23 protein-coding genes are annotated in these 26,005 nt (G+C 56.5%); 3 read left to right on the forward strand and 20 right to left on the reverse strand.

Annotation, left to right across the window (positions count from 1 at the left end; all coding sequences use genetic code 11):
* Window positions 1-43 precede the first annotated feature (43 nt).
* The gene (locus CLM71_RS18465; RefSeq protein WP_105232285.1) at window positions 44-883 is read left to right on the forward strand and encodes a YaeF family permuted papain-like enzyme; all 840 of its coding nucleotides are present in this window, start codon (window positions 44-46) and stop codon (window positions 881-883) included.
* Between the two features lie 61 nt (window positions 884-944).
* On the opposite strand, the gene nlpE is transcribed toward CLM71_RS18465, so the two are convergent.
* From nlpE to CLM71_RS18480, 3 genes are read right to left on the reverse strand one after another with little or no spacing between them, the layout of a single operon-like run.
* The gene (gene nlpE, locus CLM71_RS18470) at window positions 945-1,625 is read right to left on the reverse strand and encodes an envelope stress response activation lipoprotein NlpE (RefSeq protein ID WP_105232286.1); all 681 of its coding nucleotides are present in this window, start codon (window positions 1,623-1,625) and stop codon (window positions 945-947) included.
* Window positions 1,626-1,665: 40 nt separating this feature from the next.
* Window positions 1,666-2,079, reverse strand: coding sequence for an alternative ribosome rescue aminoacyl-tRNA hydrolase ArfB (gene arfB, locus CLM71_RS18475; protein WP_105232287.1), 414 nt, complete (start codon window positions 2,077-2,079; stop codon window positions 1,666-1,668).
* A 3-nt stretch (window positions 2,080-2,082) separates the two neighbouring features.
* Window positions 2,083-2,631, reverse strand: coding sequence for a YaeQ family protein (locus CLM71_RS18480; RefSeq protein WP_105232288.1), 549 nt, complete (start codon window positions 2,629-2,631; stop codon window positions 2,083-2,085).
* A gap of 203 nt (window positions 2,632-2,834) precedes the next feature.
* Here CLM71_RS18480 and CLM71_RS18485 point away from each other — a divergent pair, with 203 nt between their 5' ends.
* The gene (locus CLM71_RS18485) at window positions 2,835-3,035 is read left to right on the forward strand and encodes a YaeP family protein (protein ID WP_015673539.1); all 201 of its coding nucleotides are present in this window, start codon (window positions 2,835-2,837) and stop codon (window positions 3,033-3,035) included.
* The gene (gene rof / locus CLM71_RS18490; RefSeq protein WP_105232289.1) at window positions 3,022-3,285 is read left to right on the forward strand and encodes a Rho-binding antiterminator; all 264 of its coding nucleotides are present in this window, start codon (window positions 3,022-3,024) and stop codon (window positions 3,283-3,285) included. The genes CLM71_RS18485 and rof overlap by 14 nt, the downstream gene beginning before the upstream one ends.
* Window positions 3,286-3,337: 52 nt before the next feature.
* On the opposite strand, the gene CLM71_RS18495 is transcribed toward rof, so the two are convergent.
* The 17 genes from CLM71_RS18495 to rseP form a co-directional block, all read right to left on the reverse strand.
* A complete protein-coding gene (locus tag CLM71_RS18495; RefSeq protein WP_105232290.1) occupies window positions 3,338-3,652 on the reverse strand; it encodes a cytochrome c in 315 nt (104 codons plus the stop codon).
* A 19-nt stretch (window positions 3,653-3,671) separates the two neighbouring features.
* Window positions 3,672-4,982 carry a tRNA lysidine(34) synthetase TilS gene (gene tilS, locus CLM71_RS18500; RefSeq protein ID WP_105232291.1) on the reverse strand — a complete coding sequence of 437 codons (1,311 nt, stop codon included), beginning with the start codon at window positions 4,980-4,982 and terminating at the stop codon, window positions 3,672-3,674.
* A 56-nt stretch (window positions 4,983-5,038) separates the two neighbouring features.
* The gene (dtpD, locus tag CLM71_RS18505; RefSeq protein ID WP_105232292.1) at window positions 5,039-6,499 is read right to left on the reverse strand and encodes a dipeptide permease DtpD; all 1,461 of its coding nucleotides are present in this window, start codon (window positions 6,497-6,499) and stop codon (window positions 5,039-5,041) included.
* A 70-nt stretch (window positions 6,500-6,569) separates the two neighbouring features.
* Window positions 6,570-8,711, reverse strand: a complete 2,142-nt coding sequence (cadA, locus tag CLM71_RS18510) for a lysine decarboxylase CadA (RefSeq protein WP_105232293.1) — start codon at window positions 8,709-8,711, stop codon at window positions 6,570-6,572.
* A 95-nt stretch (window positions 8,712-8,806) separates the two neighbouring features.
* Window positions 8,807-10,150 (reverse strand): cadaverine/lysine antiporter, encoded by a 1,344-nt coding sequence (cadB, locus tag CLM71_RS18515; protein WP_105232294.1) that lies wholly within the window; start codon window positions 10,148-10,150, stop codon window positions 8,807-8,809.
* A 354-nt stretch (window positions 10,151-10,504) separates the two neighbouring features.
* The gene (cadC, locus tag CLM71_RS18520) at window positions 10,505-12,049 is read right to left on the reverse strand and encodes a lysine decarboxylation/transport transcriptional activator CadC (RefSeq protein ID WP_105232295.1); all 1,545 of its coding nucleotides are present in this window, start codon (window positions 12,047-12,049) and stop codon (window positions 10,505-10,507) included.
* Between the two features lie 90 nt (window positions 12,050-12,139).
* On the reverse strand, window positions 12,140-12,529 hold the full coding sequence (locus tag CLM71_RS18525; RefSeq protein ID WP_105232296.1) for a VOC family protein: 390 nt from the start codon (window positions 12,527-12,529) through the stop codon (window positions 12,140-12,142).
* Window positions 12,530-12,686: 157 nt separating this feature from the next.
* Window positions 12,687-13,646 carry an acetyl-CoA carboxylase carboxyl transferase subunit alpha gene (accA, locus tag CLM71_RS18530; protein WP_105232297.1) on the reverse strand — a complete coding sequence of 320 codons (960 nt, stop codon included), beginning with the start codon at window positions 13,644-13,646 and terminating at the stop codon, window positions 12,687-12,689.
* A 12-nt stretch (window positions 13,647-13,658) separates the two neighbouring features.
* Window positions 13,659-17,147 carry a DNA polymerase III subunit alpha gene (dnaE, locus tag CLM71_RS18535; protein ID WP_105232298.1) on the reverse strand — a complete coding sequence of 1,163 codons (3,489 nt, stop codon included), beginning with the start codon at window positions 17,145-17,147 and terminating at the stop codon, window positions 13,659-13,661.
* 82 nt (window positions 17,148-17,229) lie between these two features.
* Window positions 17,230-17,823 carry a ribonuclease HII gene (gene rnhB / locus CLM71_RS18540; protein WP_105232299.1) on the reverse strand — a complete coding sequence of 198 codons (594 nt, stop codon included), beginning with the start codon at window positions 17,821-17,823 and terminating at the stop codon, window positions 17,230-17,232.
* Window positions 17,820-18,968, reverse strand: coding sequence for a lipid-A-disaccharide synthase (lpxB, locus tag CLM71_RS18545; protein ID WP_105232300.1), 1,149 nt, complete (start codon window positions 18,966-18,968; stop codon window positions 17,820-17,822). Before lpxB ends, rnhB begins: the two co-directional genes overlap by 4 nt.
* A 3-nt stretch (window positions 18,969-18,971) precedes the next feature.
* Window positions 18,972-19,760 (reverse strand): acyl-ACP--UDP-N-acetylglucosamine O-acyltransferase, encoded by a 789-nt coding sequence (gene lpxA / locus CLM71_RS18550; protein ID WP_105232301.1) that lies wholly within the window; start codon window positions 19,758-19,760, stop codon window positions 18,972-18,974.
* Between the two features lie 3 nt (window positions 19,761-19,763).
* Entirely contained in the window at window positions 19,764-20,219 is a 456-nt protein-coding gene (fabZ, locus tag CLM71_RS18555) for a 3-hydroxyacyl-ACP dehydratase FabZ (protein WP_015673553.1), read from the reverse strand.
* A 283-nt stretch (window positions 20,220-20,502) separates the two neighbouring features.
* On the reverse strand, window positions 20,503-21,537 hold the full coding sequence (gene lpxD, locus CLM71_RS18560; protein ID WP_105232302.1) for a UDP-3-O-(3-hydroxymyristoyl)glucosamine N-acyltransferase: 1,035 nt from the start codon (window positions 21,535-21,537) through the stop codon (window positions 20,503-20,505).
* Window positions 21,538-21,540: 3 nt separating this feature from the next.
* A complete protein-coding gene (skp, locus tag CLM71_RS18565) occupies window positions 21,541-22,038 on the reverse strand; it encodes a molecular chaperone Skp (protein ID WP_105232303.1) in 498 nt (165 codons plus the stop codon).
* A gap of 156 nt (window positions 22,039-22,194) precedes the next feature.
* The gene (gene bamA, locus CLM71_RS18570) at window positions 22,195-24,597 is read right to left on the reverse strand and encodes an outer membrane protein assembly factor BamA (RefSeq protein WP_105232304.1); all 2,403 of its coding nucleotides are present in this window, start codon (window positions 24,595-24,597) and stop codon (window positions 22,195-22,197) included.
* Window positions 24,598-24,632: 35 nt separating this feature from the next.
* Window positions 24,633-25,985, reverse strand: a complete 1,353-nt coding sequence (gene rseP / locus CLM71_RS18575) for a sigma E protease regulator RseP (protein ID WP_105233490.1) — start codon at window positions 25,983-25,985, stop codon at window positions 24,633-24,635.
* Between the last annotated feature and the right edge of the window lie 20 nt (window positions 25,986-26,005).

The raw sequence follows: 26,005 nt of genomic DNA on the forward strand, positions 1-26,005 counted from the left end.
CAGGGTGTTTTGCTATGGAAGCCATGACTTAAAGGATTAAGCAATGACATCACTCACTCCCCTGCTCGTTTTATTGCCCATCGTTTTGCTGGCGGGCTGCACCATGAATATTACACTGTCTGAACGAGAGAAATTCACCCCTCTGCGTCCAGTCAACATTCAGTTTCAAGCCATCAGCTCTGCACCGCGTGACAACTTCCAGGAAATCGATCCGGCGGCCCTGCAAGCGGGCGATCTGCTGTTTTCCTCAACCATCGGCCTGAACTCACTGGGCATCCGCCTGTTCAGCGCCTCTTCTGTCAGCCATGTCGCCATCTATATTGGCCAAGGCCAGGTTGCTGAAGCCGTCGGCAATGGCGTGCAAATTGTCAGCCTGGAGAATGCACTCGCTCAGAGCGATAAGTTGTTCGCGCTGCGTCTGCCGGGCTTAAGCCATGAGCAAGCCGATCAGATTGCCGCGTTCGCCAGGCAAAAGGTCGGAAGCCGCTATAACTACCGGGGGATTATCAAGATGATGCCCTTTATGATGACCAAACAGCTGTGTTCGCTAAATCCTTTCTCACAGGATTTCCGCCAGCAATGCGTGCAGGGATTGGCTACGGCGCAGCTCAGCTCGCCAACGGGTGATGAAACCAGCTACTTCTGCTCACAGTTCGTCCTCGCGGCCTATCAACAGGCAGGACATCCTCTGACCCAGGCTGAGCCAGGCTGGATAAGCCCCGGAGACCTGTTGCATATGCGGGAAGGAGATATTGCCACTCTGCCGCCAAGCCAGTCGCTGGCCTATATCGGCCATATCAAGCCAGGCATATATTTACGCGCAAAATCGCAGGCCAATAATCGCGCCGTATCGGCAGCAGACAAGCCCGCCGGTGCATTCTGACAGGTAATAAAAAACCCCGTCACACCGTGACGGGGTTTTTATCGTTTGGCTATTGCCGCGCTCAGTTGTCGCAGCTCTTGGCCTTATCAAACTTGATGTTGCCGTCCGGCACCAGCGCCTTCTCCATCATCCCCTCTTCCATCGACGGCTGTACGCTGAAGTGGCCGCTGAGCATCAGGAATACCGGCTCGCCGCCTTCAACGCCGCTGTTGGCGTAACCGCGCTCCAGCGCCAGGTTGTTATCCACCGGGAAGGTTTTACCAGTCGCACAGTCTTTAAACACTGCTGCATCCGCCATATAGGTGTAGCTGCCGCGCAGCGCCATCGGCGTTTTCGGCAAGGATTTTTCCACCGGCTGCAGCTGATAGTTCAGCTTGGAGTCAATCGGCGCGCCGCTTTGGTCCAGCATCTCCAGATTTTTCCCCACCGGATGGAAATAGCGCTTATCGCCGTTGCTGTCGGTCAGCACCAGCTTGTCCGCCGTGCGCGCCCATTTGCCGTAGTTGGCGAAGGTTTTATCACCGTCACGGCTGCCACGGTAGGTTTCCTGCAGCACGAAAGTGCCGTCTTCATCCAGGAACAGCGACGTATCCAGCCCCTCGCAGTCTGCACACGGCAATACGCCCTGATAGCTCTGCTTCATAGGCTGCAGCGCCTGCTCTTTTGGCTGGTAATGGTTGTTACAACCGAACAATGACAGCGTCCCTGCGGCTAATAACAGGGCAATAGTTATTTTTTTCACAGTTTTTCTCCTACTGTGCTTCTTATCTCGATGACAGATGTCAGGGACGAATCTTCCCTCGTAACGCCTTGGTTGCGCCTTTACGTACTTTGCTTTCCACGCGACGCCGCTGTGCGCCTTTGCTTGGCCGGGTCGGGCGGCGCGTTTTTTCTACCACCATCGCCTGACGGATCAACGCCACCAGCCGTGCCAACGCCGCTTCACGATTTAATTCCTGGCTGCGATACTCCTGCGCCTTGATCACCACCACCCCTTCGCTGGTAATCAGATGATGCGTAAAGGCCAGTAATCTTTCTTTATAATACTCTGGCAGGCTGGAGGCCCGGATGTCAAAGCGCAAATGGATCGCCGTTGAGGCTTTGTTCACATGCTGGCCGCCCGCCCCCTGCGCTCGGATGGCCGTCAGCACAATCTCATGGTCCGCAATGGCCACGCTTCGTGACAATTCCAGCAACGGTTACTCTCCGGCCTGCTGCCATTCGGCAAACTGGATTTCCAGACTACTCTGAGCATCGGACAACCAAATAGTTCCCTCCTGCAGTGTCGCCTGCAGCGTCATATTGCGGTTGGCCAGCGCCGCCAGCCGGGTCAGCTGTTCGTCATTTAAAAAGCGGATGCTGAGGTTGCGGTAAGCAGCAACCTTACTCTGCATCGACTGCCACCAGACCTGGGCGGCGCGCTCGCCGTAGGCATACAGCACCACGCGCGGTGACTGGTTGCAGGCCTTTTTTAATCGTTTCTCATCCGGCAGCCCCAATTCAATCCACAGCTCCAGGCCGTTGTGGTCATTGCGCTGCCAGAGCTCCGGCTCATCATCGGCGCTTAGCCCTTTGGTAAACGTCAGGCGCTCATCGGCATGGCAAATCCACGCCAGCAGGCGCAGCATCATGCGCTGCTCGGTTTCCGAAGGGTGTTGAGCAAGGGTAAGCGCGGCGTCGTGATAGAAGTGCCTATCCATATCCGCAATATTGACCGTGGCTTTATAAATTGTCGCTTTCAGTGCCATGCGTAACCTCATTATTTCCAACGCACAGTGTACTTGATTTCATCCGTCAACGCAGGGAAAGCTCGGGATATTCAGCGCTGACCGGGGGTGCTGATAACTTAATAACACCGTGCTATAGTCGTTCAGGATCGACAAACTCCGCAAACCTGCGCGTCATCGCATTAGCATTATTGATGGCTCTGCGGTTCTTAAAGGAGGAAATTGTGCAACAATACTGTGAGTTAGTACGACGTTTTTACGCCGGGATCGGCAGCGGAGATCTCGGCTACGTGCCTGATGCGCTAACCTGTGTCTTAAAGGCATTGGACGATGTGGCCGCCAACGGCGCACTGCCGTCCTCCGTTCGGGAACAGGCGGCCTTTGCCGCCGCTAACTTATTGGTGAGCGACTATGTTGATGAATGATGAGTACCAACCCATCAATTGCGATGATTACGACAACCTGGAACTCGCCTGTCAGCATAAACTTATTCTGAAGCTGGAGTTACGCGACGGTGAAGTGCTTGAAGCCAAAGCCGTCGATATGCTGCAAAAAAAGCGTGTTGAATATTTAACCATCGAACTGAACGGCCAGCAGCGCGATCTGCGCCTGGACCACATCAGCAGTTTCAGCCATCCGGAAATCGGTACCGTGGTCGTCAGTCTTTCCGACTGAACTGTCACGCTCTTCCTCTTACAGGGCAGCCGCCGGCTGCCCTTGTCATAGGCTAAGGCTTCAGACTGGCGTAATACGCCGCCAAATCCGCAATATCCGCGTCCGACAGGCCGGAGACGTAAGCCTTCATCACCTCGGCCTGACCGCCGGAGCGATCGCCGCTCTGATAAGCCTTGAGCGCATGCTCAAGATACAGGGCATTTTGCCCCGCCAGATTCGGGTACATCGGCACCGATACCTTACCCGCCGCGCCATGGCAGGCCAGACAGCTGGCGGACTTATTCTTGCCCGCCGCCGCATCGCCGGCGGCCAGCGCCGGCAGGCTCAGCAGCCCGGCTGCTGCAATAACAACGCTCACAAATTTCATTGCCGTTCCTCTGTGGGACTTAGGTTTTCTGCCACCGCAGCGACCAGAACGCCTGTTCCGGCTGCGGCCGCCCCGCCTCGGTAATAAAAACGCCGGGCGCGGCAATCAGTTGATCATCATAATAGAGTAAGGGGATCCGTTCACGCTGCCAGGGCGGAATACCCAGCTCCTGCCACAGTTTTTTCGCCGAGCGCGAATGCGCCCGTCCGACGATGCGCAGGGTGCCGCTGACGCCGAAGCGTACGCTGACGTGCTGCTGCGGCAGCGGTGCCCGCACGGTATCCGGGCCGCCCTCGCGGCTGAGCACGCCAAGACCGTCCGGCAGGGCCAGCGGCGCCTCATCCGGCCAGGCCAGGCATTGATCGCGTAAATCTGCCAGCGGCGGCAACAGGTATAACCGCTGGCGGAAGCGGCGAATCTGATAGTTCCCCAGACGCAGCTGCGGCTCGGCGTCACGGCGGGCCAGCGCCACTTCCTCCCACACCCGCTGCAGCTGTTCTCTTGCCGGCATGCTGACCGCAAAGCCCGCGATCCAGCGGCGCAACAGGGCAAAGCGGCGCGCGGCGGAGCAGGCGCTCAAGCCGTCAATCGCCAACGATCGCTCATCGTCCAGCAACGTCTGCAGCTGCTCCGCCAGCAGCTCATCCAGCAGCTGTTCCTGTTCGGCGCACAGGCTGGCGCTGCGCGCCGTCGCTTCGGCAAAGTGCGGCCAGCGCTGTTGCAGCAACGGTAAAATCTGCAAACGTAAAAAGTTGCGATCGAAACGCGCATCCTGATTGCTGTCGTCATCAATCCAGTCCAACTGATGCTGTTTTGCATAGTGCTCCAGTTGCTGACGGCTGACGCCAAGCAAGGGGCGCAGCAAAACATGTTTCCCCAGCGCGCCGCAGGCGGCCATCGCCGACAATCCGGCCGGGCCGCTGCCGCGCTTGAGCGCCAGCAGAAAAGTTTCGCACTGGTCATCCAGATGCTGAGCGGTCAGCAGGCTTTCTCCCGGCTGCAACGCCGTCTGCAACGCCTGATAGCGGGCATCGCGCGCCGCCGCCTCAATACCGCCGGCGCGCGGATCAAGCTGCACATGACGCACCGTCAGCGGCACCCGCCATGCATCGCACTGCTGCTGACAGTGCATTACCCAGCGGTCGGCAAACCGGCTCAGGCCGTGATGCACATGCAGCGCGCGCAGCTGCAACTCAGGATGCCGGCGACGCAGTTGCGTCAGCACATACAGCAGGACGCTGGAATCCAGCCCGCCGCTGAAAGCCAGTAGCAACTGCCGGCACGTTCCCAACTGCTCCGCCACCCGGGTGATTAATTGATTGCTGTCCATGAATAGGTTCTATCGTCTCGACATGGCTGCAAGGTAACCCCGGCGGCTATTATCAATCAAGCATTAACCGCCCGCGTTTGACGGCGCGCCAGCAGCCACCAGCCGCCCAGCAGCACAATCATCACGCTGGCGCTGCCGCCGGCCCACCAACCCACCTGAGCGAAAAATTGCGCATAGGCCTGCACGGCGGCGCCGCTGGTCTGCTGCTCCACGGTATGGCTGGCAATCACGCCCGCCAGATAGTTGGCTACCGCGCCGGTCGCCAGCATATAAATACCGGTCAGCACACCGGTAACGCCGGGAATGTTCAGACGGGTAATCTGCGCCATCGCCACCGGATCGATAAACAGTTCAGCCGCACCCATCAGCGCCAGCCCGGCAATCATCATCCCCATCGAGGTCTGTTTACCTAACTGCCCCAGCCGCGCATTGATCGCCATCAGCATAAAACCACTGCCGATCAGCAGCAGGCCAAAAGCGAACTTGCACCAAGTACGCAGCGCACGACGCCCTGTTTCACCGCTGCTCCCCAGCCAGGCCAGCGCCACGCCGCCCAACATCACCGCCAGCGCGTTGATCGACTGGAACAGCGCGGTCGGCACCGTCCAACTGAACCAGCGTCGGTCGACGAAGCGATCGATAAACAGGCTGATAGAACTGCCCCCCTGCTGCGCAAAGGCCCAGAACAGCGTCCCCAACAGCATCAGTGTGATAATTTGCCACAGCGCCCGGCGCTGGTCGGCGTCCGCCCGCCAAAGAATGCGCGCCAGCCACACCACAGCCACCGAACAGACCAGCATCAACAGGTAGCCGGACAAACCATAGATCAACAGAAAGGTGAAAAACAGCGGCGCAAGCAGTAACGCCGCAGCCAACCAGCCCCAGTTCGGCACGCCCCAGCAGACGGCTCGCAGCTGTACCAGGTTGACGCCGCGCACGCCACGAAAATGACGCCCGCCGCACAGGAAAAGGGTCAAGCCGGCAAACATACCGATCCCCGCCAGCGCAAAGCCGATATGCCAGCCATAGCGTTCCGCCGCCAGCCCGCAGGCGATAGGCGCCAGTATCGAGCCGACGTTGCCGGCGGCGTACAGCAGAGAAAAACCGCCTTCGCGCCGTGCGTCATTCGGTTGATACAGCTCCCCCAGCAGGCAACTGATGTTCGATTTAAACAGGCCGTAGCCACAGATAATGATCGCCAGCGCCAGATAAAGCGCCTGGCTGGATGCGCCGCTGAAGCCCAGCACCACATGGCCGAGCGTCATTAACACCGCGCCGGCAATCACCGCCGCGCGGTTGCCTAACAGGCGGTCGGCCAGCCAGCCGCCGAGAATGGGGGTAACGTAAACCAGAGAAGCGTAGGCGCTGTATAGCTCGATGGCATGGCCGTCAGAATAGCCGAGTTGGTGGGTCAGATAGAGAATAAGTAACGCACGCATGCCGTAAAAGCTGAAATATTCCCAAATTTGTATCGCTACGACATAGTAGATTGCGCGCGGCTGTGTGGGTGTTTGCATAGGAGTCTCCCATCAGTCGGTAGCCGACAAAAAGTGGGAGGCGCGAACGCCTCCCGATGACTGATTACGCTTATTTTTCGTTTTTCAGCACTTTAACGGTGTAACGTCCGTCTGCCTGACGGTAAGCGCCGTGGATATCGGTCTCAAAGCCCGGATAATGCGCGCCGATTTCGCACAGCATTTGCAGGAACTCCAGAACCGGGCGGCTCTCTTCGGTCAGCATCTCACCCGGCATTACCAGCGGCACGCCCGGTGGGTATGGCAGGATCATGTTGGCGTTCACCTTACCGACCATCTCTTCCAGATACACCTCTTCCACCTCACCGTGCAGCTCTTTCTGGAAGGCCTGATACGGGTTCATCACCATGCTTGGCAATACTTCAAAGGCGCGGTACATCAGGTCCGGCAGATTGTGCTGCTCAACCAGGCGGTGAATATTCTGCGCCAGATCCTGAATGCGCATATCCTCATAAAACTCGGGCGCTTCCTGATACAGCGACGGCAGCATGTTTTTCACCCGCAGGTTCAGATCGAACGCACGTTTAAATTCGGTCAGCGCACGCAGCAGGCTCAGCGCCTTGGTTTTATCGATGCCGATGCTGAACAGGAACAGCAGGTTATACGGCCCGGTTTTTTCAACGATAATGCCGTGTTCATCCAGGTATTTCGCCACGATGCTGGCCGGAATACCGAACGGCTGCATCTCACCCTCTTTGCTCATCCCCGGCGTCAGGATGGTGACTTTGATCGGGTCGAGGTACATATGCTCGTTATCGATGTTTTTGAAACCGTGCCAGGCGCTGTCGGAACGCAGCGGCCAGCATTCGGCGTCATCGATATGCTCAGGCTGCCAGACGTCAAAGAACCAACCGTCGGACTCCACTTTCAGCCGTTTGATTTCTTTACGGAATTTAATTGCACGGTCGACAGAACCTTCAATCAGACGCTTACCGGCGTTGCCTTTCATCATCGCCGCCGCGGTTTCGGTAGAGGCCACGATACCGTAGTGCGGTGAGGTGGTGGTATGCATCATGTAGGCTTCGTTGAATGTTTCTTCATTAATGTCGCCTTTCACATGAATCATCGACGCCTGCGAAAACGCCGCCAGCAGTTTATGGGTGGACTGGGTTTCATAAATCACTTTGCCTTCCACACGGTCGCCGCTCATCCCGCATTTGCCTTTATAAATCGGATGGAAGTTGGTGTAAGGCACCCAGGCGGAATCAAAGTGAATCGACTTCACGTCCAGCGTGTCTTTGATAAAGTCGGTGTTGTACAGCAGGCCGTCATAGGTGGAGTTGGTGATCACCGCATGCACCGGCCAACTGGCGTTCGGCGTCTCTTTCACCCGTTTGGCGATGGTAGCGCGGCTGAACTCACTCTGCGGGATGCCGCCAAGAATACCGTAGGCATTACGGGTCGGACGGAAATAAATTGGCGTGATGTCGCTCATCATCATCAGATGCGTCAGCGATTTATGGCAGTTACGGTCAATCAGCACCGTGCTTCCCGCCGGCGCCGAGTACATGCCGACGATTTTATTCGCCGTTGACGTACCGTTGGTCACCATATAGCTGCGCTCGGCGTTGAAGACGCGGGAAATATACTCTTCCGCCTCTTTATGCGGGCCGGAGTGATCCAGCAGCGAACCCAGCTCCGAAACGGAAATCGAAATGTCGGACTTCATGGTGTTCGGCCCGAAGAAGTCATAGAACAGGCTGCCGACCGGGCTTTTCTGGAAGGCGGTGCCGCCCATATGGCCCGGAGTACAGAAGGTGTACTTCCCTTCGCGTACGTATTTGAACAGCGCTTTGGTCAGCGGCGGCATAATGCTGTCGATATACTCATCGGTGTTCTGTTTTATCTTGGCGGCGATATCCTGAGCAGCGCCTAACGCATACTCAAAGAAGCGCACCTGCATACGTAAATCGTTCAGGCTGACGTCCAGCGTCGAATAGGTGTTGGCGAATGCATACAGCGGCATGTATTCATTGAGCTGGCTGATTTCTTCACACAGTTCCAGGTTGTATTTGTCCCAGTCGAAGATCACCCCGCACAGGCGGGCGTTGTTTTCGATCAGCTTCAGCAGGTCCGCGCGATCGTTCGGGTAAACCAGGCGGAAGCCCAGATTTTCCAGCGCCTGGTGCAGCTCACGGATCGGCTCTTCTTTGAAGTAGACGCCCATGTGATTCATGATGGCAATAACGTTCATACTCTATCTCCTGGCAAAGCCAGCCCCTTCCCGTCACGGCAGACAGGTCGGCAGGAAAAGGGCTGGATAAATATCAGTGGGTTAACGGCCGCGGCTTAATGTGCTTTCGCTGCGGCGTTATCTTCGATAGCCGCCTGCTTGGCGACCTGACGGGTATTCATCTTCCGGGCGTAGAACATCAGGATGATCAGGCTGACGATAAAGGTGCCGGACAGTTCGAAGGAGTTGGCGCCCATCAGCGCGATAAAGCAGAAGCCACAGCCGCAGACGGAGGCAATCAGGCTCAGCAGGTTGCGTACGTTAACGCCTTCGAAGCGGATCAAATCCACGCAGGAGTAGAAGTAAGGCAGCATGGTCAGCAGCACCGCGATACCGGTCAACTCAGCGAACAGGTCGGACGCCTTGCCGCCGCTGGAGCTCATCACGGTGATCAGCACCATCAACGCGGTCATTTTGCAGCTGGCCAGCAGCAGACCTTTTTTAGGAATGCCGTTTTTATCCAGCTCGCCGTACACTTTCGGGAAGTTGCCGTCATGCGCGGCGCGCACCCCGGCCTGACCCACCAGCATCATCCACGACCCCAATGAAGTCAGGCAGGCAAATGCGGTGAAGGCGGAAACCATCGGCGCGGCCCAGCTGCCCATAATGGCAGAGGCGCTGATGGCGAACGGCGCGCCGCTGGCGGCCATCTGGCTGGCGGGGAACATGCCGCTCATCACCTGCGTTGCGGCGATGTAGACAATGCCGGCCAGGCCAGTGCCCAGCATGGTAGCCAGCGGTACGGTGCGTTTCGGGTTTTTCACCATGCCGGTGCTGACGGCGGCGGATTCCACCCCGATAAACGCCCACAGGCACAGCAGGATGCTTTTAATCACCGCGTGGCTGTCAGTGGTGCCGGAGGTGTTCCAGTTGGCGTGATAGGTGGCAACGTCAAACCAGTGCCAACCGGCAATGGCGGTCACAATCACAGGGATCAGCACCAGTACCAGCCCCATGGTGGTCAGACGGCTGACCCAGGTGCCGCCCAGCATATTCACAAAGGTAAAGACCCAGACAATGGCGATACAGGCAATACCTGCCGGGATCGGGTTATTCAATGCGGGGAAGAAAGTGGAAAGGTAAGATACGGCGGTAATACCGATGGCTAAATTACCAATCCAGTTGGCATGATAATAAAGTACGCCGGTCTGGAAACCGAATGCCGGGGAAATTTCCCCTGCGTAGGCAATCGGGCCGCCTTCCTGTGGATTTTTGGTGGCAAGGCGGGCATATACATAGGCTAAAGACATGGCGCCAATAATAGAGATTACCCATCCCCATATAGCAATGCCGCCGAGGCTAGCCAGGTTCGCGGGTAACAATGCTATCCCGCTCCCCATCATATTACCGGCAACGACACCGGTACAGGCAATAAGCCCAATTTTCTTGGATGAAGCCATGGTCAGTTTCTCCTGAGTGTTATTTTTCTCTAAGTCAGAATGGAAACAACGGCCGGCGCCGCCTGACTTGATGCTCAGGATATTAAGCAGCCACGGGAATAAAGTCCTAAAGATAAAGTGATATTACGCTCATGATCATACAAATGATAAGCTGAGGTTTTCCATTAACACATCAAGGAATCAAGAAAAGATAAACAGCCAATAAAAACATGAAATTAAAAGCACAAAGCGTGTTAAATAAATGCCTAAGACAACAAATTAAGTTAACCTAAAATTAACAGCATAAAAATACCATCCAACAAAAAAAATAACCGCGCCGCCAATCTCATTGGCGGCGCGGTCAGTAAGACATATTTATTGCTTGGCGTAGTTGTTCAGATAAGGCACCACGGTGCTTACCGAGGTCTGAAATATTCCATTATTAATCCAGTGCAGCGTATTTTCACCGGGCCGTAGATTAAACGCGGTAATATAAGAGTCGGCGGCCAAATGATTTTGCCCCTGCATTTCATATACCTTGCCCAGCAGCACATAATTCAGCCATGACATCTGCACATCAATCGCTTTATTAATTGCCTGATGCGCCTCGTCAACCTGCCCTTGCCCCAATGCCTCTACGGTATATATCTGCTGCAGGATCGGGCTGTCTTGTAATTCCGGCACCGAGGCCAACTGCTGAATATCGCGTTGCAGCTGAGCCAACTGCTCGCCGTCGAACGGCTGATAAGAATTACGCAATAAATCGACCAGCGTTTTTTCCGCGGCGATATACAGGAAATCGGGCGAGCTCTTCATCAGGTCGCTCAGCAGCCCGCTGGCGCGCGTCAGCGACGCCATATCGCCCTGAATCAACAGCTGGTGCGCCTGATAGAACTGCTGCAGGGCCGGCCCCTGCTTCGGCAACAGCTTATTCAGCCGCGTCTCCAACTGGGGCGGCCACGGCTGTTTCAGTACGGCAGACATATTGCTCAGCAGGTCCATCAGGATCGTGCGCTGATTATCCTTAGTGAGAAAATAGCGCTTATCCAGCATGATTGAGCTGTCGGCATTATCCACCAGCCGCACGGACAGGAAGCACTGCTGGGCGCGGTAGTGGCGCTGGTTGACGAACTCGATGGTCAGCGACTTGCCGGAGCTGCTCGGCCCCGAGTAGTTGTAGTTGGTCTGGTCATGCACCAGAAAGGTGGAATAGGTATTGAGTGAATCGGCGATCAGTTCGCTGATGCCCACCACGTAGGAGAGCTGCGGCATCCAGTTGCTGCAGCTGTTGCCGCCCTGAATGCGGATATCGATATCGCGCGGATTGAGCAGCATCGGCATGGTAGCGACCGGCACGCGCTGCGACAGCGTGGCAATACCGACAAACGCCACGCAGGCGCAGAGCGCGGCCAGGAAGCACAGCCATACCCAAAATGGCGAACGCTGATAAAACCGCCTGTCACGGCCTTTGGCCGCCGTTGACGTCGTCGGGCGCGGCGGCACATAGACCGGCGCATCCTCTTCATCATCGCCGTCTTCCGGCTCATGCATAATCACCGCCACCTGAGGCGCTGCCAACGGCGTATCTTCAGCTTCGCGGCACCATATCACCGGCGCCGCCAGTTTATAGCCGCGCTTCGGTACCGTGATAATATATTCCGGACTCTGCTCATCGCCGTCTTTCAGGTATTTACGCAGTTCGGAAATACTTTGCGTCACCACATGATTGGTGACGATATTACGCTTCCAGACATTCTCGATCAGTTCATCCCGACTCAGCACCACATCCGGGTGGCAGGCGAAATAGAACAACATATCGATTAAACGTGGCTCCAGCGTCTTCCGACGCCCGTCACGGCTGATTTGGTTGTCAGCCGGCGTAACCAGCCACTCTCCGACGCGAAAAACAGGCTGTTGCATGGCGGAAATAACTCAAAGAGAACCTAAGGCAGGCGCGCGATAATAGCATATTCAGCCTGCAACCTGAGCCATTACGCGCCGATTAAGCATTCATTGTTCATATAATTCTAGCGGCAAGCCATCCGGATCGCTGAAGAATGTGAACCGCGACTCGGTATAAGGGTCAACCCGCACCGGCTCGCACTCTACGCCGGCCGCCTGCAGCTGCGCCACCGCCTGTTCAATATCCGCAACGCTGAACGCCAGATGACGTAGGCCGCAGGCTTCCGGGCGATTGACCCGCGCCGGCGGCGACGGAAAGGAAAACAGCTCAATCACATACTGGCCGTTCAACGCCAGATCGCCCTTCCAGGAGTCACGCTCCGCGCGATAATACTCGCCCTGCAGCGTGAAGCCCAGAATATCGCAGTAAAAACGCTTACTTACGGCATAATCGGACGCGATAATCGCAATATGGTGCACCTGACGTAATGCCAGCATAGTTTTCTCCTTTTATTCAGACCGTTAGCAACATATCGGCCGGCTTTGCCGCCGTCAACGGGGAAACGGCCGAAAACGCCGTTGCCGATCAAAGCGGATGCGCCAAATCGCAGGCATAAAAAAACCGCCCGCAGGCGGTTTTTGATCGGCACCGGGATCAGCAGTAGCCGTAGTTCATCAGGCGCTGATAGCGGCGGTTAAGCAGCTCTTCTTTGTTCAGCCCGTCGAGATCGGTCAGATCCGCCAGCAGTTGCGCCTTCAGCGATTCGGCAATCGCCGGTACATCGCGGTGAGCGCCGCCCAACGGCTCCGGGATAACCGAGTCGATCAGCTGCAGCTCTTTCAGGCGCGGTGCGGTGATGCCCATCGCCTCAGCGGCAATCGGCGCTTTGTCCGCGCTCTTCCACAGGATAGAGGCGCAGCCTTCCGGCGAAATCACCGAATAGGTGCTGTACTGCAGCATATTGACTTTGTCGCCCACGCCGATAGCCAGCGCGCCGCCGGAGCCGCCTTCGCCGATGACCGTACAGATCACCGGCACATTGAGACGCGACATCTCACGCAGGTTGCGGGCAATAGCTTCCGACTGGCCGCGCTCTTCTGCGCCCACGCCCGGATAGGCGCCCGGAGTATCGATAAAGGTGATGATAGGCATGTTAAAGCGCGAGGCCATTTCCATCAGGCGCAGCGCCTTACGGTAGCCTTCCGGCGCCGGCATGCCGAAGTTGCGACGAATTTTTTCCTTCGTCTCACGACCTTTCTGGTGGCCGATAATCATCACCGGACGGCCTTCCAGACGCGCGATGCCGCCGACGATGGCTTTATCATCAGCATAGGCGCGGTCGCCTGCCAGCTCTTCAAAATCGGTAAAGATATGTTCGATATAATCCAGGGTATAAGGACGGCGCGGGTGGCGTGCCAGTTGAGCAACTTGCCAGGCCCCAAGATCGGAAAAAATCTTGCGCGTCAGCTCAACGCTCTTTTCACGCAGGCGCTGAACTTCTTCGTCCAGATTAATATCTAATTTTTCGTCTTGACGGCTGACGGCAGTCAGCGAGTCAATTTTCGCTTCCAGCTCTGCAATCGGCTGTTCAAAATCAAGAAAATTCAGACTCATAGCATTCCTATATTAGTCAAATTCCAGTTCCACCTGCTCATTACCTACCAAAGTCCGTAAGTCTATCAACAAGCGGTCCGTGGGCGTCACTCGCCAGGTTGCGCCAAAACGCAGCTTGGCACGAGCGTCGACCCGTTGATAGTACAGATGCACTGGAATCGTCCCCGATCGATGGGGTTCCAACGACTGGCGGAGACGGTTCAAAAGCTGGTCATCAATTTGCCTGTCCGTCAGCGAGATAGCAAGCCCACGAGCATATTTTTCACGGGCTTCACTGATGTCCATTAGCTCGCGGGCGGTCATTTTAAGCCCACCGCTAAAGTCATCAAAGCTGACCTGTCCACTGGCAATCAGGATACGGTCTTTTTCCAACAAATGCTGGTATTTTTCTAACGCGTCGGTAAATAACATCACCTCCAGGCGTCCGGAACGGTCATCCAGGGTGCAAATACCGATACGATTGCCGCGCTTGGTGACCATCACGCGCGCGGCGACCACCAGCCCGACGGCGGTAGTCATTTTGCCCCGATCCGTCGGGTGCATATCTTTCAAACGCAGGCCGCCGGCGTAGCGTTCGATCTCCTTCAGGTACTGGGTAATCGGGTGGCCGGTCAAATACAGCCCCAGCGTTTCCCGCTCACCGTCCAGCACCACCTGCTCCTGCCACGGCGCCACGTTGGCGTAGGACTGTTCCACCTGTTCCGGCGCTTCCGCCAGTACGCCAAACATATCCACCTGGCCGATAGCCTCGGCCTTGGCATGCTGGTCCGCCGCTTTCAATGCATCAGGCAGCGAGTTCATCAGCGCGGCGCGGTGCGGCCCCAGCCGGTCGAATGCGCCGGACATAATCAGCTTTTCCAGAATACGCCGGTTAAGCTTTTTGATATCCGAGCGCGCGCACAGGTCAAACAGATCTTTAAAATAGCCCTGCTCGCCGCTGTTGCGTGCTTCAAGAATAGCCTCAATCGGCCCTTCACCCACGCCTTTAATCGCGCCGATACCGTAAACGATCTCGCCGTCATCATTGACGTGGAAGTGATACAGGCCGCTGTTGATGTCCGGCGGCAGGATCTTCAGCCCCATGCGCCAGCATTCGTCCACCAGGCCGACCACCTTATCGGTGTTGTCCATATCGGCGGTCATCACCGCCGCCATAAACTCGGCCGGATAATGCGCCTTCAGCCACAGCGTCTGGTAGGATACCAGCGCATAGGCGGCAGAGTGGGATTTGTTAAAGCCGTAACCGGCGAATTTCTCCACTAGGTCAAAGATTTTCATCGACAGTTCGCCGTCGACGCCGATGCTCTTCGCGCCATCTTCAAACACCGAGCGCTGTTTCGCCATCTCTTCCGGCTTTTTCTTACCCATTGCACGACGCAGCATATCCGCGCCGCCCAGCGTATAGCCGGCCAGCACCTGGGCAATCTGCATCACCTGTTCCTGATACAGGATAATGCCGTAGGTCGGCTCCAGCACCGGTTTAAGCGACTCATGCTGCCACTGGATATCCGGGTAGGAGATCTCTTCACGACCGTGCTTACGGTCGATAAAGTTATCTACCATGCCGGACTGCAGCGGCCCCGGGCGGAACAGCGCCACCAGTGCGATCATATCTTCGAAACAGTCGGGCTTCAGGCGTTTGATCAGGTCTTTCATGCCGCGCGATTCAAGCTGGAATACCGCCGTGGTTTCCGAGCGCTGCAGCATATCGAAACTTTTCTTGTCATCGAGCGGGATCGCCGCGATATCTATCGGCTCCTCGCCGCTTTTGGCGCGCCGGGCGTTGATCATCTCCAGCGCCCAGTCGATGATGGTCAGAGTACGCAGCCCCAGGAAGTCAAACTTCACCAGACCGGCGTATTCCACATCGTTCTTGTCGAACTGCGTCACCGGGTGATGCCCTTCGGCGTCGCAGTACAGCGGCGCGAAGTCGGTAATCTTGGTCGGCGCGATCACCACGCCCCCGGCGTGTTTACCGGCGTTACGGGTGACGCCTTCCAGCTTGCGCGCCATATCGATCAGCGCTTTGACCTCTTCATCCGCCTCATAGATTTCCGGCAGCTGCGGCTCGGCGGCAAAGGCTTTCTCCAGCGTCATGCCCGGGTCAGGCGGCACCAGCTTGGAGATACGGTCAACGAAGCCATACGGATGCCCCAGCACGCGGCCCACGTCGCGGATTACCGCTTTCGCCGCCATGGTGCCGAAGGTAATAATCTGCGATACCGCCTCGCGGCCGTACATGTCCGCCACGTGCTCGATCACCCGGTCGCGTTTTTCCATGCAGAAGTCGACATCGAAGTCGGGCATCGAGACACGTTCCGGGTTAAGGAAACGTTCGAACAGCAGATCGAACTCCAGCGGATCCAGATCGGTGATTTTCAGCGCGTAGGCCACCAGTGAGCCGGCACCAGAGCCACGTCCCGGCCCTACCGGCACATCGTTATCCTTCGACCACTGGATAAACTCCATCACGATCAGGAAGTAGCCGGGGAAACCCATCTGGTTGATGACCTTCAGCTCGATATCCAGACGCTCATCATATTCAGGGCGTCGCTGGGCGCGAACCTCCGGATCCGGGTACAGAAACTCGAGGCGCTCTTCCAGCCCCTCTTTCGACTTGGCGACCAGGAAGTCTTCGGTGGTCATCTCACCGGTCGGGAACTGCGGCAGGAAATATTCGCCCAGACGGATGGTGACGTTGCAGCGCTTGGCGATTTCAACGCTGTTGATCAGCGCCTCAGGAATATCGGCAAACAGCTCGCACATCTCATCTTCGCTGCGCATATACTGCTGCGCGCTATAGTTGCGCGGGCGTTTGGGATCGTCGAGGGTAAAGCCGTCATGGATAGCGACGCGAATTTCATGCGCGTCAAAATCGTCTTCTACCAAGAAACGTACGTCGTTGGTGGCCACCACCGGCAGGCCGCGTTCAGCCGCCAACGCCACCGCCGCGTGCAGGTAGTTCTCCTCGTCCGGGCGTCCGGTGCGGATCAGCTCCAGGTAGTAACTGTCGGGGAAGTATTGTTGGTAAAAATCCAGACACTGATCGACCTGCGCCTGGTTGCCGCGCAGCATAAATTTGCCCACGTCGCCCATTCTGGCGCCGGACAGCAGAATCAGCCCTTCGCGGTATTCAATCAGCCAGTCGCGGTCGATAATCGGCCCTGCCGCGCCGTAGCCGCGCTGGTAAGCACGGGAAATCAGCAGCGTCAGGTTTTGATAGCCGGTGTTGTTCGCCGCCAGTACCGTCAGCTCGGCCAGCTCATCGCCCAGCACGTCGCTCTGTACGTGGAAATCTGCGCCGATGATCGGCTTTACCCCGGCGCCGTGCGCCGTGCCATAAAATTTCACCAGGCCGCACAGGTTGGTAAAGTCGGTGATGGCCAGCGCCGGCATGGTAAGCGCCGCGGCCCTCTTCACCAACGGGCCGGTCTTGGCGAGTCCATCTATCATGGAGTAGTCGCTGTGAACGCGCAGGTGAATAAAACGAGGTTCGGCCATATCCAGATACCAAAATGGGGGGCTCAGCAGGCTGAACCCGGGTTAACTCCAGCGTATTGTCAGGCCCGGTTCGGCCCGCAGATTACAGCTCCAGCGCCCGTCTTACCGGGGCAAAGCTGCGACGATGATGTTCGGTGGCGCCCAACGCGGCCAGCCGCTCCAGATGGAAAGCGGTCGGATAGCCTTTATGCTGCGCAAAGCCATATTCCGGAAAAGCGCGATCCAGCTCGGTCATTTCACGGTCGCGCGTCACCTTCGCCAGGATAGACGCCGCGCTGATTTCCGCCACGCGGCTGTCGCCTTTGACCACTGCCTGCGCACGCATCGGCAGCGCCGGGCAGCGATTACCGTCGATTAAAACCATATCCGGCTCAATATGCAACCCGGCCACCGCCCGCTGCATCGCCAGCATCGTGGCATGCAAAATATTCAGACGGTCAATCTCTTCCGGCTCGGCACGCCCGAGGCTCCAGGAGAGCGCCTTGGCGAGGATCTCATCATACAGCGCCAGCCGGCGCTTTTCGCTGAGCTTTTTCGAATCGGCCAGGCCGACGATCGGTTGCGCCGGGTCAAGGATCACCGCGGCGGTAACCACCGCGCCGACCAGCGGGCCGCGCCCGACTTCATCCACGCCGGCAATCAGCCGGGCGTCGGGGTAGATAAAGGCTTCAGTCATTTTTTCGCCAGCTCCAACACAGCCTGAGCGGCCTGTTCGTCTGCATCGCAGCGGATGCTCTGATGCAGTTCAAGGAAAGTCTGTTTCAACTGCTCCGCCTGCGGGCTATCTTCCAGCAGAGGAAGCAACGCCGCGGCCAGCTTGTCCGGTACGCAGTCGTTCTGCAGCAGCTCGGTGACGATTTCACGCCCGGCCAGCAGGTTCGGCAGCGAAACGTACGGCGTTTTCACCAGCCGCTGCGCCAACCAGAAAGTGAACGGCTTCATACGATAGCCCACCACCATCGGACACTTGGCCAACATGCACTCCAGCGCAGCGGTGCCGGAAGCCAGCAGTGCCGCATCGCTGGCGATCATCGCCTCGCGCGCTTTGCCGTCCAGCAGATGGGCGGGCAGATCCGGCGCTACCTGCGCCTTGATGCGCTCGAACTGTTCGCGCCGCTTGGCATTCACCAGCGGCACCACCACTTCGAGGTCCGGATAGCGGGTGCGTAATAGCTGCGCGGTTTGCAGGAAATCGGCGCTCAGCATCTCCACTTCCGCACCGCGGCTGCCCGGCAGCAGCGCCAGACAGCGCGCCTCCGGCGCAATGCCCAATGCGGCACGTGCGGCCAGTTTATCCGGCTGCAGCGGCATCGCATCGGCCATGGTATGGCCGATAAAACGGCAGGGAACGTTGAAACGATCGTAAAACGCTTTTTCAAAAGGGAGAAACGCCAACACCAGGTCGGTCGCTTTGCCTATTTTGAAAACGCGCTTTTGACGCCAGGCCCAGACGGACGGGCTGACATAGTGAATGGTGCGAATGCCGCGCTGTTTCAGGCGGCCTTCCAGCGTGATATTGAAGTCTGGCGCGTCAATACCGACAAACACGTCAGGCGCCAGTTCGCTGAAGCGGCGGGTCAGATCCTTACGAATCTTCAGCAGACGGGGCAAGCGCTCCAGCACTTCCACCACGCCCATTACCGCCAGCTCTTCCATGTCGTACCAGGCTTCGCATCCCTCGGCCTGCATCAGCGGGCCGGCGACGCCGACAAAGCGCGCATTCGGGTGCTTCGCTTTCAGCGCGCGAATCAATCCGGCGCCAAGAATGTCGCCGGAGGTCTCGCCGGCGACCAGTCCGATAGTCAATGGACGCGTTGACATAGATCAGCGAATAATGCCGCGGGTGGAACGCGCGAAGAAATCGAGGAACTGCTTCACTACCGGCTGCTGCTGCGCCAGCGCTTCGATTTCCGTCTTGGCTTCGTCCAGCGTTTTTTCGCTGCGATACAGAGTCTTGTAAGCGTTACGGATCGCCTGCATTTCATCCTTATCAAAGCCGCGACGTTTCAGGCCAACGGCATTCACGCCGAACGGCGTTGCATGGTTGCCCTGCGCGATAACGAAAGGCGGCACATCCTGCGCAACGCCGGAGCAGCCGCCAACCATGACGTGCGCGCCGATAATGCAGAACTGGTGAATAGCCGTCATACCGCCGATGATCGCATGATCGTCGATCTCCACATGGCCCGCCAACGTCGCATTGTTGGCAAGTATGCAGGAATTCCCCACCACGCAGTCGTGAGCCACGTGCACATTAACCATCAGCAGGTTATCATTGCCGACTTTGGTCACGTTGGTGCCCTGCGCCGTACCGCGGTGAATGGTTACGCTCTCGCGAATGCGGTTACGGTCGCCGATTTCAACGCGCGTCGGTTCGCCCGCATATTTCAGATCCTGGTTCACTTCGCCGATAGAGGCGAACTGATAAATCTGGTTTTCGCGGCCAATTTTGGTGATGCCATTGACCACTACGTGAGATTTAAGCACCGTGCCTTCGCCGATTTCCACCTGGGAGCCGACGTAACAGAAAGGGCCAATGTGCGCTCCGGCGCCGATAACGGCACCGTCTTCAACAATTGCGCTTGGGTGGATAAAGGCGGTTTGGTCTATCACGGATTATGCCTCCCGGCTGCGGGCACACATCATGGTTGCTTCGCAGACAATTTTACCGTCGACGGTCGCCACGCCTTTAAAGCGCGTCAGGCCACGACGAGTTTTCTCGAAAGTGACTTCCATAATCATCTGGTCGCCAGGCACGACAGGACGCTTGAAGCGTGCTTCGTCAATACCGGCAAAATAGTACAGCTCGCCCGGCTCCAGCTTGCCGACGCTTTTAAACGCCAGAATACCGGTGGCCTGCGCCATGGCTTCCAGGATCAATACGCCTGGGAAAATCGGCTTGCCAGGGAAGTGGCCCTGGAAAAACGGCTCGTTAACGGAAACGTTTTTTACCGCACGCAGATATTTATGCTCTTCAAACTCAAGTACACGGTCAACCAGCAAGAATGGATAACGATGAGGGAGCAGTTCCAAAATTTCTGCAATATCTAGAGTATGAGTGTCAGTAGTCAAAATACTCTTCCTGTCTCTAAAAACTGATGGCATCAACAACACGGCCTGCGTTGACCCCAAAAAGGAGATCATCAGGCAGGCCGCAAATTCACAACACTTTGCGCTTTTAGCCGCGAGCGGCCAACGCGTTTCGTTTTTCTACCCAGTTAGGCGGGCGGCGGTGATTATACCCATCATCCTGCAAGCTGCATCTTTATTTTGCACTTCGTTTCCCTATACGTGCACGATATTGCCTGCAGTATTTCATTTTGGGACTGAATACGCCGTGATGCAGCGGGCAAGCTTATTGGGAATCGTCGTCTTTACCGACTTTTCGTTCGACAGCTTTCAAACGCTTGCTGATCTCATCGATATTCATCACCAACGCGGCGGTTTTACGCCAAGCTTTATTGGGTTGTAACGGAATACCCGAAGAGTATACCCCAGGTTTGGTGATTGGTCGCATAACCATTCCCATTCCCGTGACCACCACCTGGTCGGCAATCTCCATGTGACCGTTGATCACGCTGGCGCCGCCGATCTGGCAATAGCGGCCTATTTTCAGACTGCCAGCCATGATGACGCCACCGGCAACGGCGGTATTTTCGCCAATCACCACGTTATGCGCAATTTGGCATTGGTTGTCGATGATAACACCATTTCCGATCAGAGTGTTATCCAGCGCACCGCGGTCAATGGTGGTGCAGGCGCCAATCTCGACGCAATCGCCGATGATGACCGTGCCCAGTTGGGGGATCTTCACCCAGTTTCCGCGTTCGTTGGCATAGCCGAAGCCGTCTGCGCCAATCACCGTCCCCGACTGAATCAGGCAGCGTTGCCCAATTTCAACCTCATGATAGACGGTGACGTTTGCCCATAAGCGCGTACCCGCGCCCAGGCGAGCATTCTTGCCGATAAAACAGCCCGGGCCGATAACCACGTTATCGCCGAGCACGGCGCCTGACTCAATAACCGCATTCGCGCCGACGGCCACGTTCTGCCCAAGCTGCGCTTCAGGAGAAATTACCGCGCTTGGCGCGATATCCTGAGCCGGTGCCGGCGTGGTGTCCATCAGTTGCGCCATGCGCGCATAGGTCAGGTAGGGATTCTTTACCACCAGCGCCGCGCTGCGGCAGTGTGGCAGATCTGCTTCAGTCAGCACCACGGCGCTGGCCTGACAGGAAGACAGCTGCTGTTGATAGCGGCTGTTTGACAAAAACGTAATTTGGCCAGTTTGTGCGGAATGCATAGAAGCAATGCCGGTGATGACGAGATCGCCATCACCGTGCAATTGTGCATCCAACTGCTGCGCTAAATCAGCCAGTCGAATTGAAGGCATGTTTTATTTAACCTGTTTCAGCACGTCAGCAGTGATGTCTTTGGAAGAACCTGCGTAAGCTACGGCGTTGGCGTCGATCACCACGTCATAACCTTCTTTGCTGGCAACAGTTTTCACTGCATCCTGAATACGGCTCAGGATCTTGTTACGCTCTTCCATCTGACGACGGCGATTGTCCTGCTCGAAAGACTGAGCTTTCTTGGAGAACTGCTCGCGCTGCGCCATCACGTCTTTTTCCAGCTTGCTGCGTTCGCTCGCCTTCATCGTAGAGCCGTCACGCTGCAGTCGCTGCATTTTAGTCTGCAGGCTGCGTTCCATGTTCTGGAGTTCACTTGCACGGCCTTTGAATTCGTTTTCCAGTTGTTTCGCCACGGTTTCGCGTGCTGGCAACTGTTGGAAAATGCTGGAAACGTTAACGACAGCAATACTGTCAGCAGCCTGAACACTCGCTGAAGCAGCCATTGCTAAACCGAGGCCTGCGGCACACAACCACTTTTTCACTATAAACTCCTTACCATCACCGTTTGTGTCATTCGACACGTGAAATACACAATCTGCCAGACTTATCTCACGAAACAATGAGACTTTTCTCCCTCTGTCGCTTTGACAGTCTGGCTATTGCGATTCTTAGCAACGTTTTACACAGAGGTAAAACCGTTACCAGGTCTTACCAATATTAAACTGGAACTGCTCGGATTTATCGCCTTCGTAATCCTTAAGCGGGTTGGCGTAAGAGAACACCAACGGCCCCAGCGGCGACATCCACTGCAGCGCAATACCGGCGGACACGCGAATGTTGCCTGGTTTGCTGTAATCCGGAATATCGAAACCAGCGGTCTGGTTCTTCTCCCAGTTGGTATCCCACACGGTACCCGCATCGACGAACAGCGAGGTACGTACCGAGTTAGCGTATTTTTCGCTGATAAACGGCGTAGGCGTAATCAACTCCATGCTGGCGACCGCCATGGCGTTGCCGCCGACCGCATCGTCAGAGCCGCACAGCTTGGTGCCGTTGCTGCAGCTGTAGGAGTTGGAATTGTAGTACACCGCTTTCGGACCAATGGTATTGGACTGGAAGCCACGTACGGAGCTGGAACCGCCGGCATAGAAGTTCTCATAGAACGGCATTTCCTTACCGCCCAGACCGTCGGCATAGCCCAGACGGCCACGGCCCAACAGCACCCAGGTGCGATCTTCGTTGATCGGCACGTACTGTACGCTGTCCAACGTCAGTTTGTAGTATTCGTTGTCAGAGCCAGGAATGGTGATTTTACCATTCAGGGTGGTGCGGTTACCGGAGGTCGGGAAATAACCACGGTCAAGGTTGTTGTACGTCCAGCCCAGGTTCAGCGTGAAGTCATCCGCCTTATAGCTGGCGCGATCCATGGTGTTCGGATCCTGCCCCATCGAGTTCAGATAACGCCACATGGCGATCTGCGGCTGCATGTCGGACAGGCTGTTATGCACATAGCCCAGGCCGGCGCGCAGCGAGTTGTTCTCGTTGATTGGGAAACCCAGCGTACCGTCAACGCCGTAGCTGCTGTTGGTATAATCAGACAGGTCTGCGTCGTCGGCCTTAAAGTCGTTATAGAAGATACGACCGCCCAGGCTCACACCGTCAACGGTGAAGTATGGGTTGGTGGCGGACAGTTCCGCATAGGTCTGATAGTCGTTCTTGGTGCCGCTGACGCCCACCGAGTAACCGGTGCCCAGCCAGTTGTCCTGCTGAACGCCAACCTGGAAGCTGACGCCGCTTTCCGTACCGTAACCTACGCCGAAGTTGAACGTACCGGTGTTGCGCTCTTTCACCTTGTAGGTGACGTCAACCTGATCGGCAGTACCCGGCACGCGTTGCGTTTCAACGTCCACGGTTTCGAAGTAGCCCAGACGGTTCAGACGCTCTTTGCCCTGCTCAACCTGGTCATTGCCCAGCCATGAGCCTTCCATCTGACGCATTTCACGGCGCAGTACGGAATCTTTGCTGGTGTCGTTACCTTCGAACTTGATGCGGCGCACATAGAAGCGGTTGCCCGCGTCGATATTGACGTGCAGCTTGACGGTTTTATCCGCATCGTTGATTTCCGGCTGAGTCTGTACGCGCGGGTAGGCGTAACCATAACGGCCCAACATCTTCTTGATGTTGTCTTCCATTTTGGTCACTTTGCTGCCGTTGTACAGTTCGCCCGGCTCAATCTTGGTCAACTGGGCGACTTCGGCCGAATGGCCGGCCAGGTTGCCGTTCACCACCACGTCAGAAAGCTTGTACTGATCGCCTTCGGTGATGTTGATGGTGATGTAGATACCTTTCTTGTCCGGCGTCAGGCTGACCTGCGTCGAATCAATGTTGAAACGCGCGTAACCGCGGTCCAGATAGAAGCTGCGCAGGGTTTCAAGATCGCCCGCCAGTTTCTGCTTCTGGTATTTGCGATCGCCGACCACGTTCCACCATGGCACCTCATCACGCAGTTGGAAACGTGAAATCAGTTCATCGTTGGTGAAGGCATGGTTGCCGACGATGTTGATCTGTTGAATTTTTGCGGAAACCCCTTCCGTGAACACCAGCTTCAGGTCAACACGGTTGCGCGGCAGTGGCGTCACCACGGCTTTCACCGAGGCGCTGTACTTACCAACGCTGTAGTAGAAGTCTTCCAGGCCTTTTTCAATACTGGAAATCGTGGTGCGGTCGAGCGCTTCGCCAACCCGGACGCCAGAGGCTTCCAGGTTTTGCTTGAGCATGTCATCTTTCACCGACTTGTTGCCGGAGAAGGTGATGCTGGCAATGGTAGGACGTTCCTTAACCTGCACGATCAACGTATTACCATCGCGCAGTACGCGCACGTCCTCGAAGTTGCCGGTGGCAAACAAGGCACGAATGGTATTACTGATGTCATCGTCAGTGACGGTATCGCCTACGCGAACCGGCATGTTGAGTAACGCCGCACCGACGGCGACCCGCTGCAGGCCTTCGAAATGAATGTCTTTCACCACGAACCCGTCTGCACCGTATACGGTGGCGCTGCCAAACAGCAGCGACGCTATGAGCAACTTTTTCATCGCCATCGTTGTTATGCGTTCTTCCTAACCTATCCCCGCCCTTACAGGCGAGAAAAATCATTGAAAAGTGCAAGACCCATTAACAGTACCAGCAAAATCGAACCTATGCGGTAGCTGTAGTCCTGTACTCGCTCGGAAACCGGGCCACCCTTCAGCTTTTCTATCGCCAGGAAGAGGAGGTGCCCACCATCTAACACCGGTAATGGGAACAGGTTGATGATCCCCAGGTTGACGCTAATCAACGCCAGGAACATCAGGTAATACACAAACCCGACCCCGGCTGAAGCCCCGGCGCCCTGTGCTATGGAAATCGGGCCGCTCAGGTTGTTCAGCTTCACATCACCGGTTATTAATTTACCCAGCATGCTGACCGTTAGGCGCATGATTTGCCAGGTCTTGTCCCCGGCCTGATACAGCGCCGAGAACGGTCCAAACTGACGAATCGTCTTGTACTCATCCGGCAGCGGCAACACTTTCGGAATAATACCGGCAAAGCCGATGTCCTTTCCTGCCGCCGTCTTGCTATCCGGAACCAGCGTCAATGACAACGGCGCGCCGTTTCGCTCAATCTCTAAAGCCAGTGGCTGCCCCGGGCCGTCGTGAATTCGCTTCACCAACGTTTGCCAACGTCCTAAAGGCTGACCATCGACTTTAACGATCCTGTCCCCGGCTTGCAAACCCGCTTTTTGCGCTGCCGAACCGGATTGCACCTGTGCCAATACCGATTCAATCTGCGGCCCGCGGGGAATAATCCCCAGTGAAACCACCGGATCCTGCTTGTCTGGCTCAAAATTCCACTGGCGTAAATCCAGGGTTTTATTTACCACCTGCGATGTGCCAAAAGGCGCAATCCCTACTTCGGTTTTCTCATCGCCAATCTTGGTCACCAGCGCCAGACGAACAGCTTCCCAATCAGGCGTTTCGATACCGCCAACGGACTTTAGTTCCATTCCTGGTGAAATTTGCGCCTGAGCGGCGATAGATTGTGGTGATATTTCGCCAATAACCGGACGAAAACTAGGGACGCCGATGATAAACACCAGCCAGTAAGCAACCACGGCGAACAGGAAGTTCGCGATTGGCCCTGCGCTGACAATGGCGGCGCGCTGCCAGACGGTTTTATTGTTAAAGGCCTGGTGACGCCGCTCAGGCGCCACCGTCTCCACGCGCTCATCCAGCATTTTGACGTAGCCGCCCAGCGGGATCAACGCGATAACGAATTCGGTGCCGTGACGGTCGGTGCGCCGCCACAGGGCGCGGCCAAAGCCGATGGAGAAGCGTTCAACGCGGACGCCGCAGCGACGGGCCACCCAAAAGTGCCCGAACTCATGCACGGTAATCAATATACCGAGTGCAATAATAAACGCTACCAGGTTCCAGAGCACGCTGAACATCATCCCTACACTCCCCGTCA

This window comes from Serratia sp. MYb239, assembly GCF_002966855.1.
GTDB lineage: Bacteria > Pseudomonadota > Gammaproteobacteria > Enterobacterales > Enterobacteriaceae > Serratia_B > Serratia_B rhizosphaerae.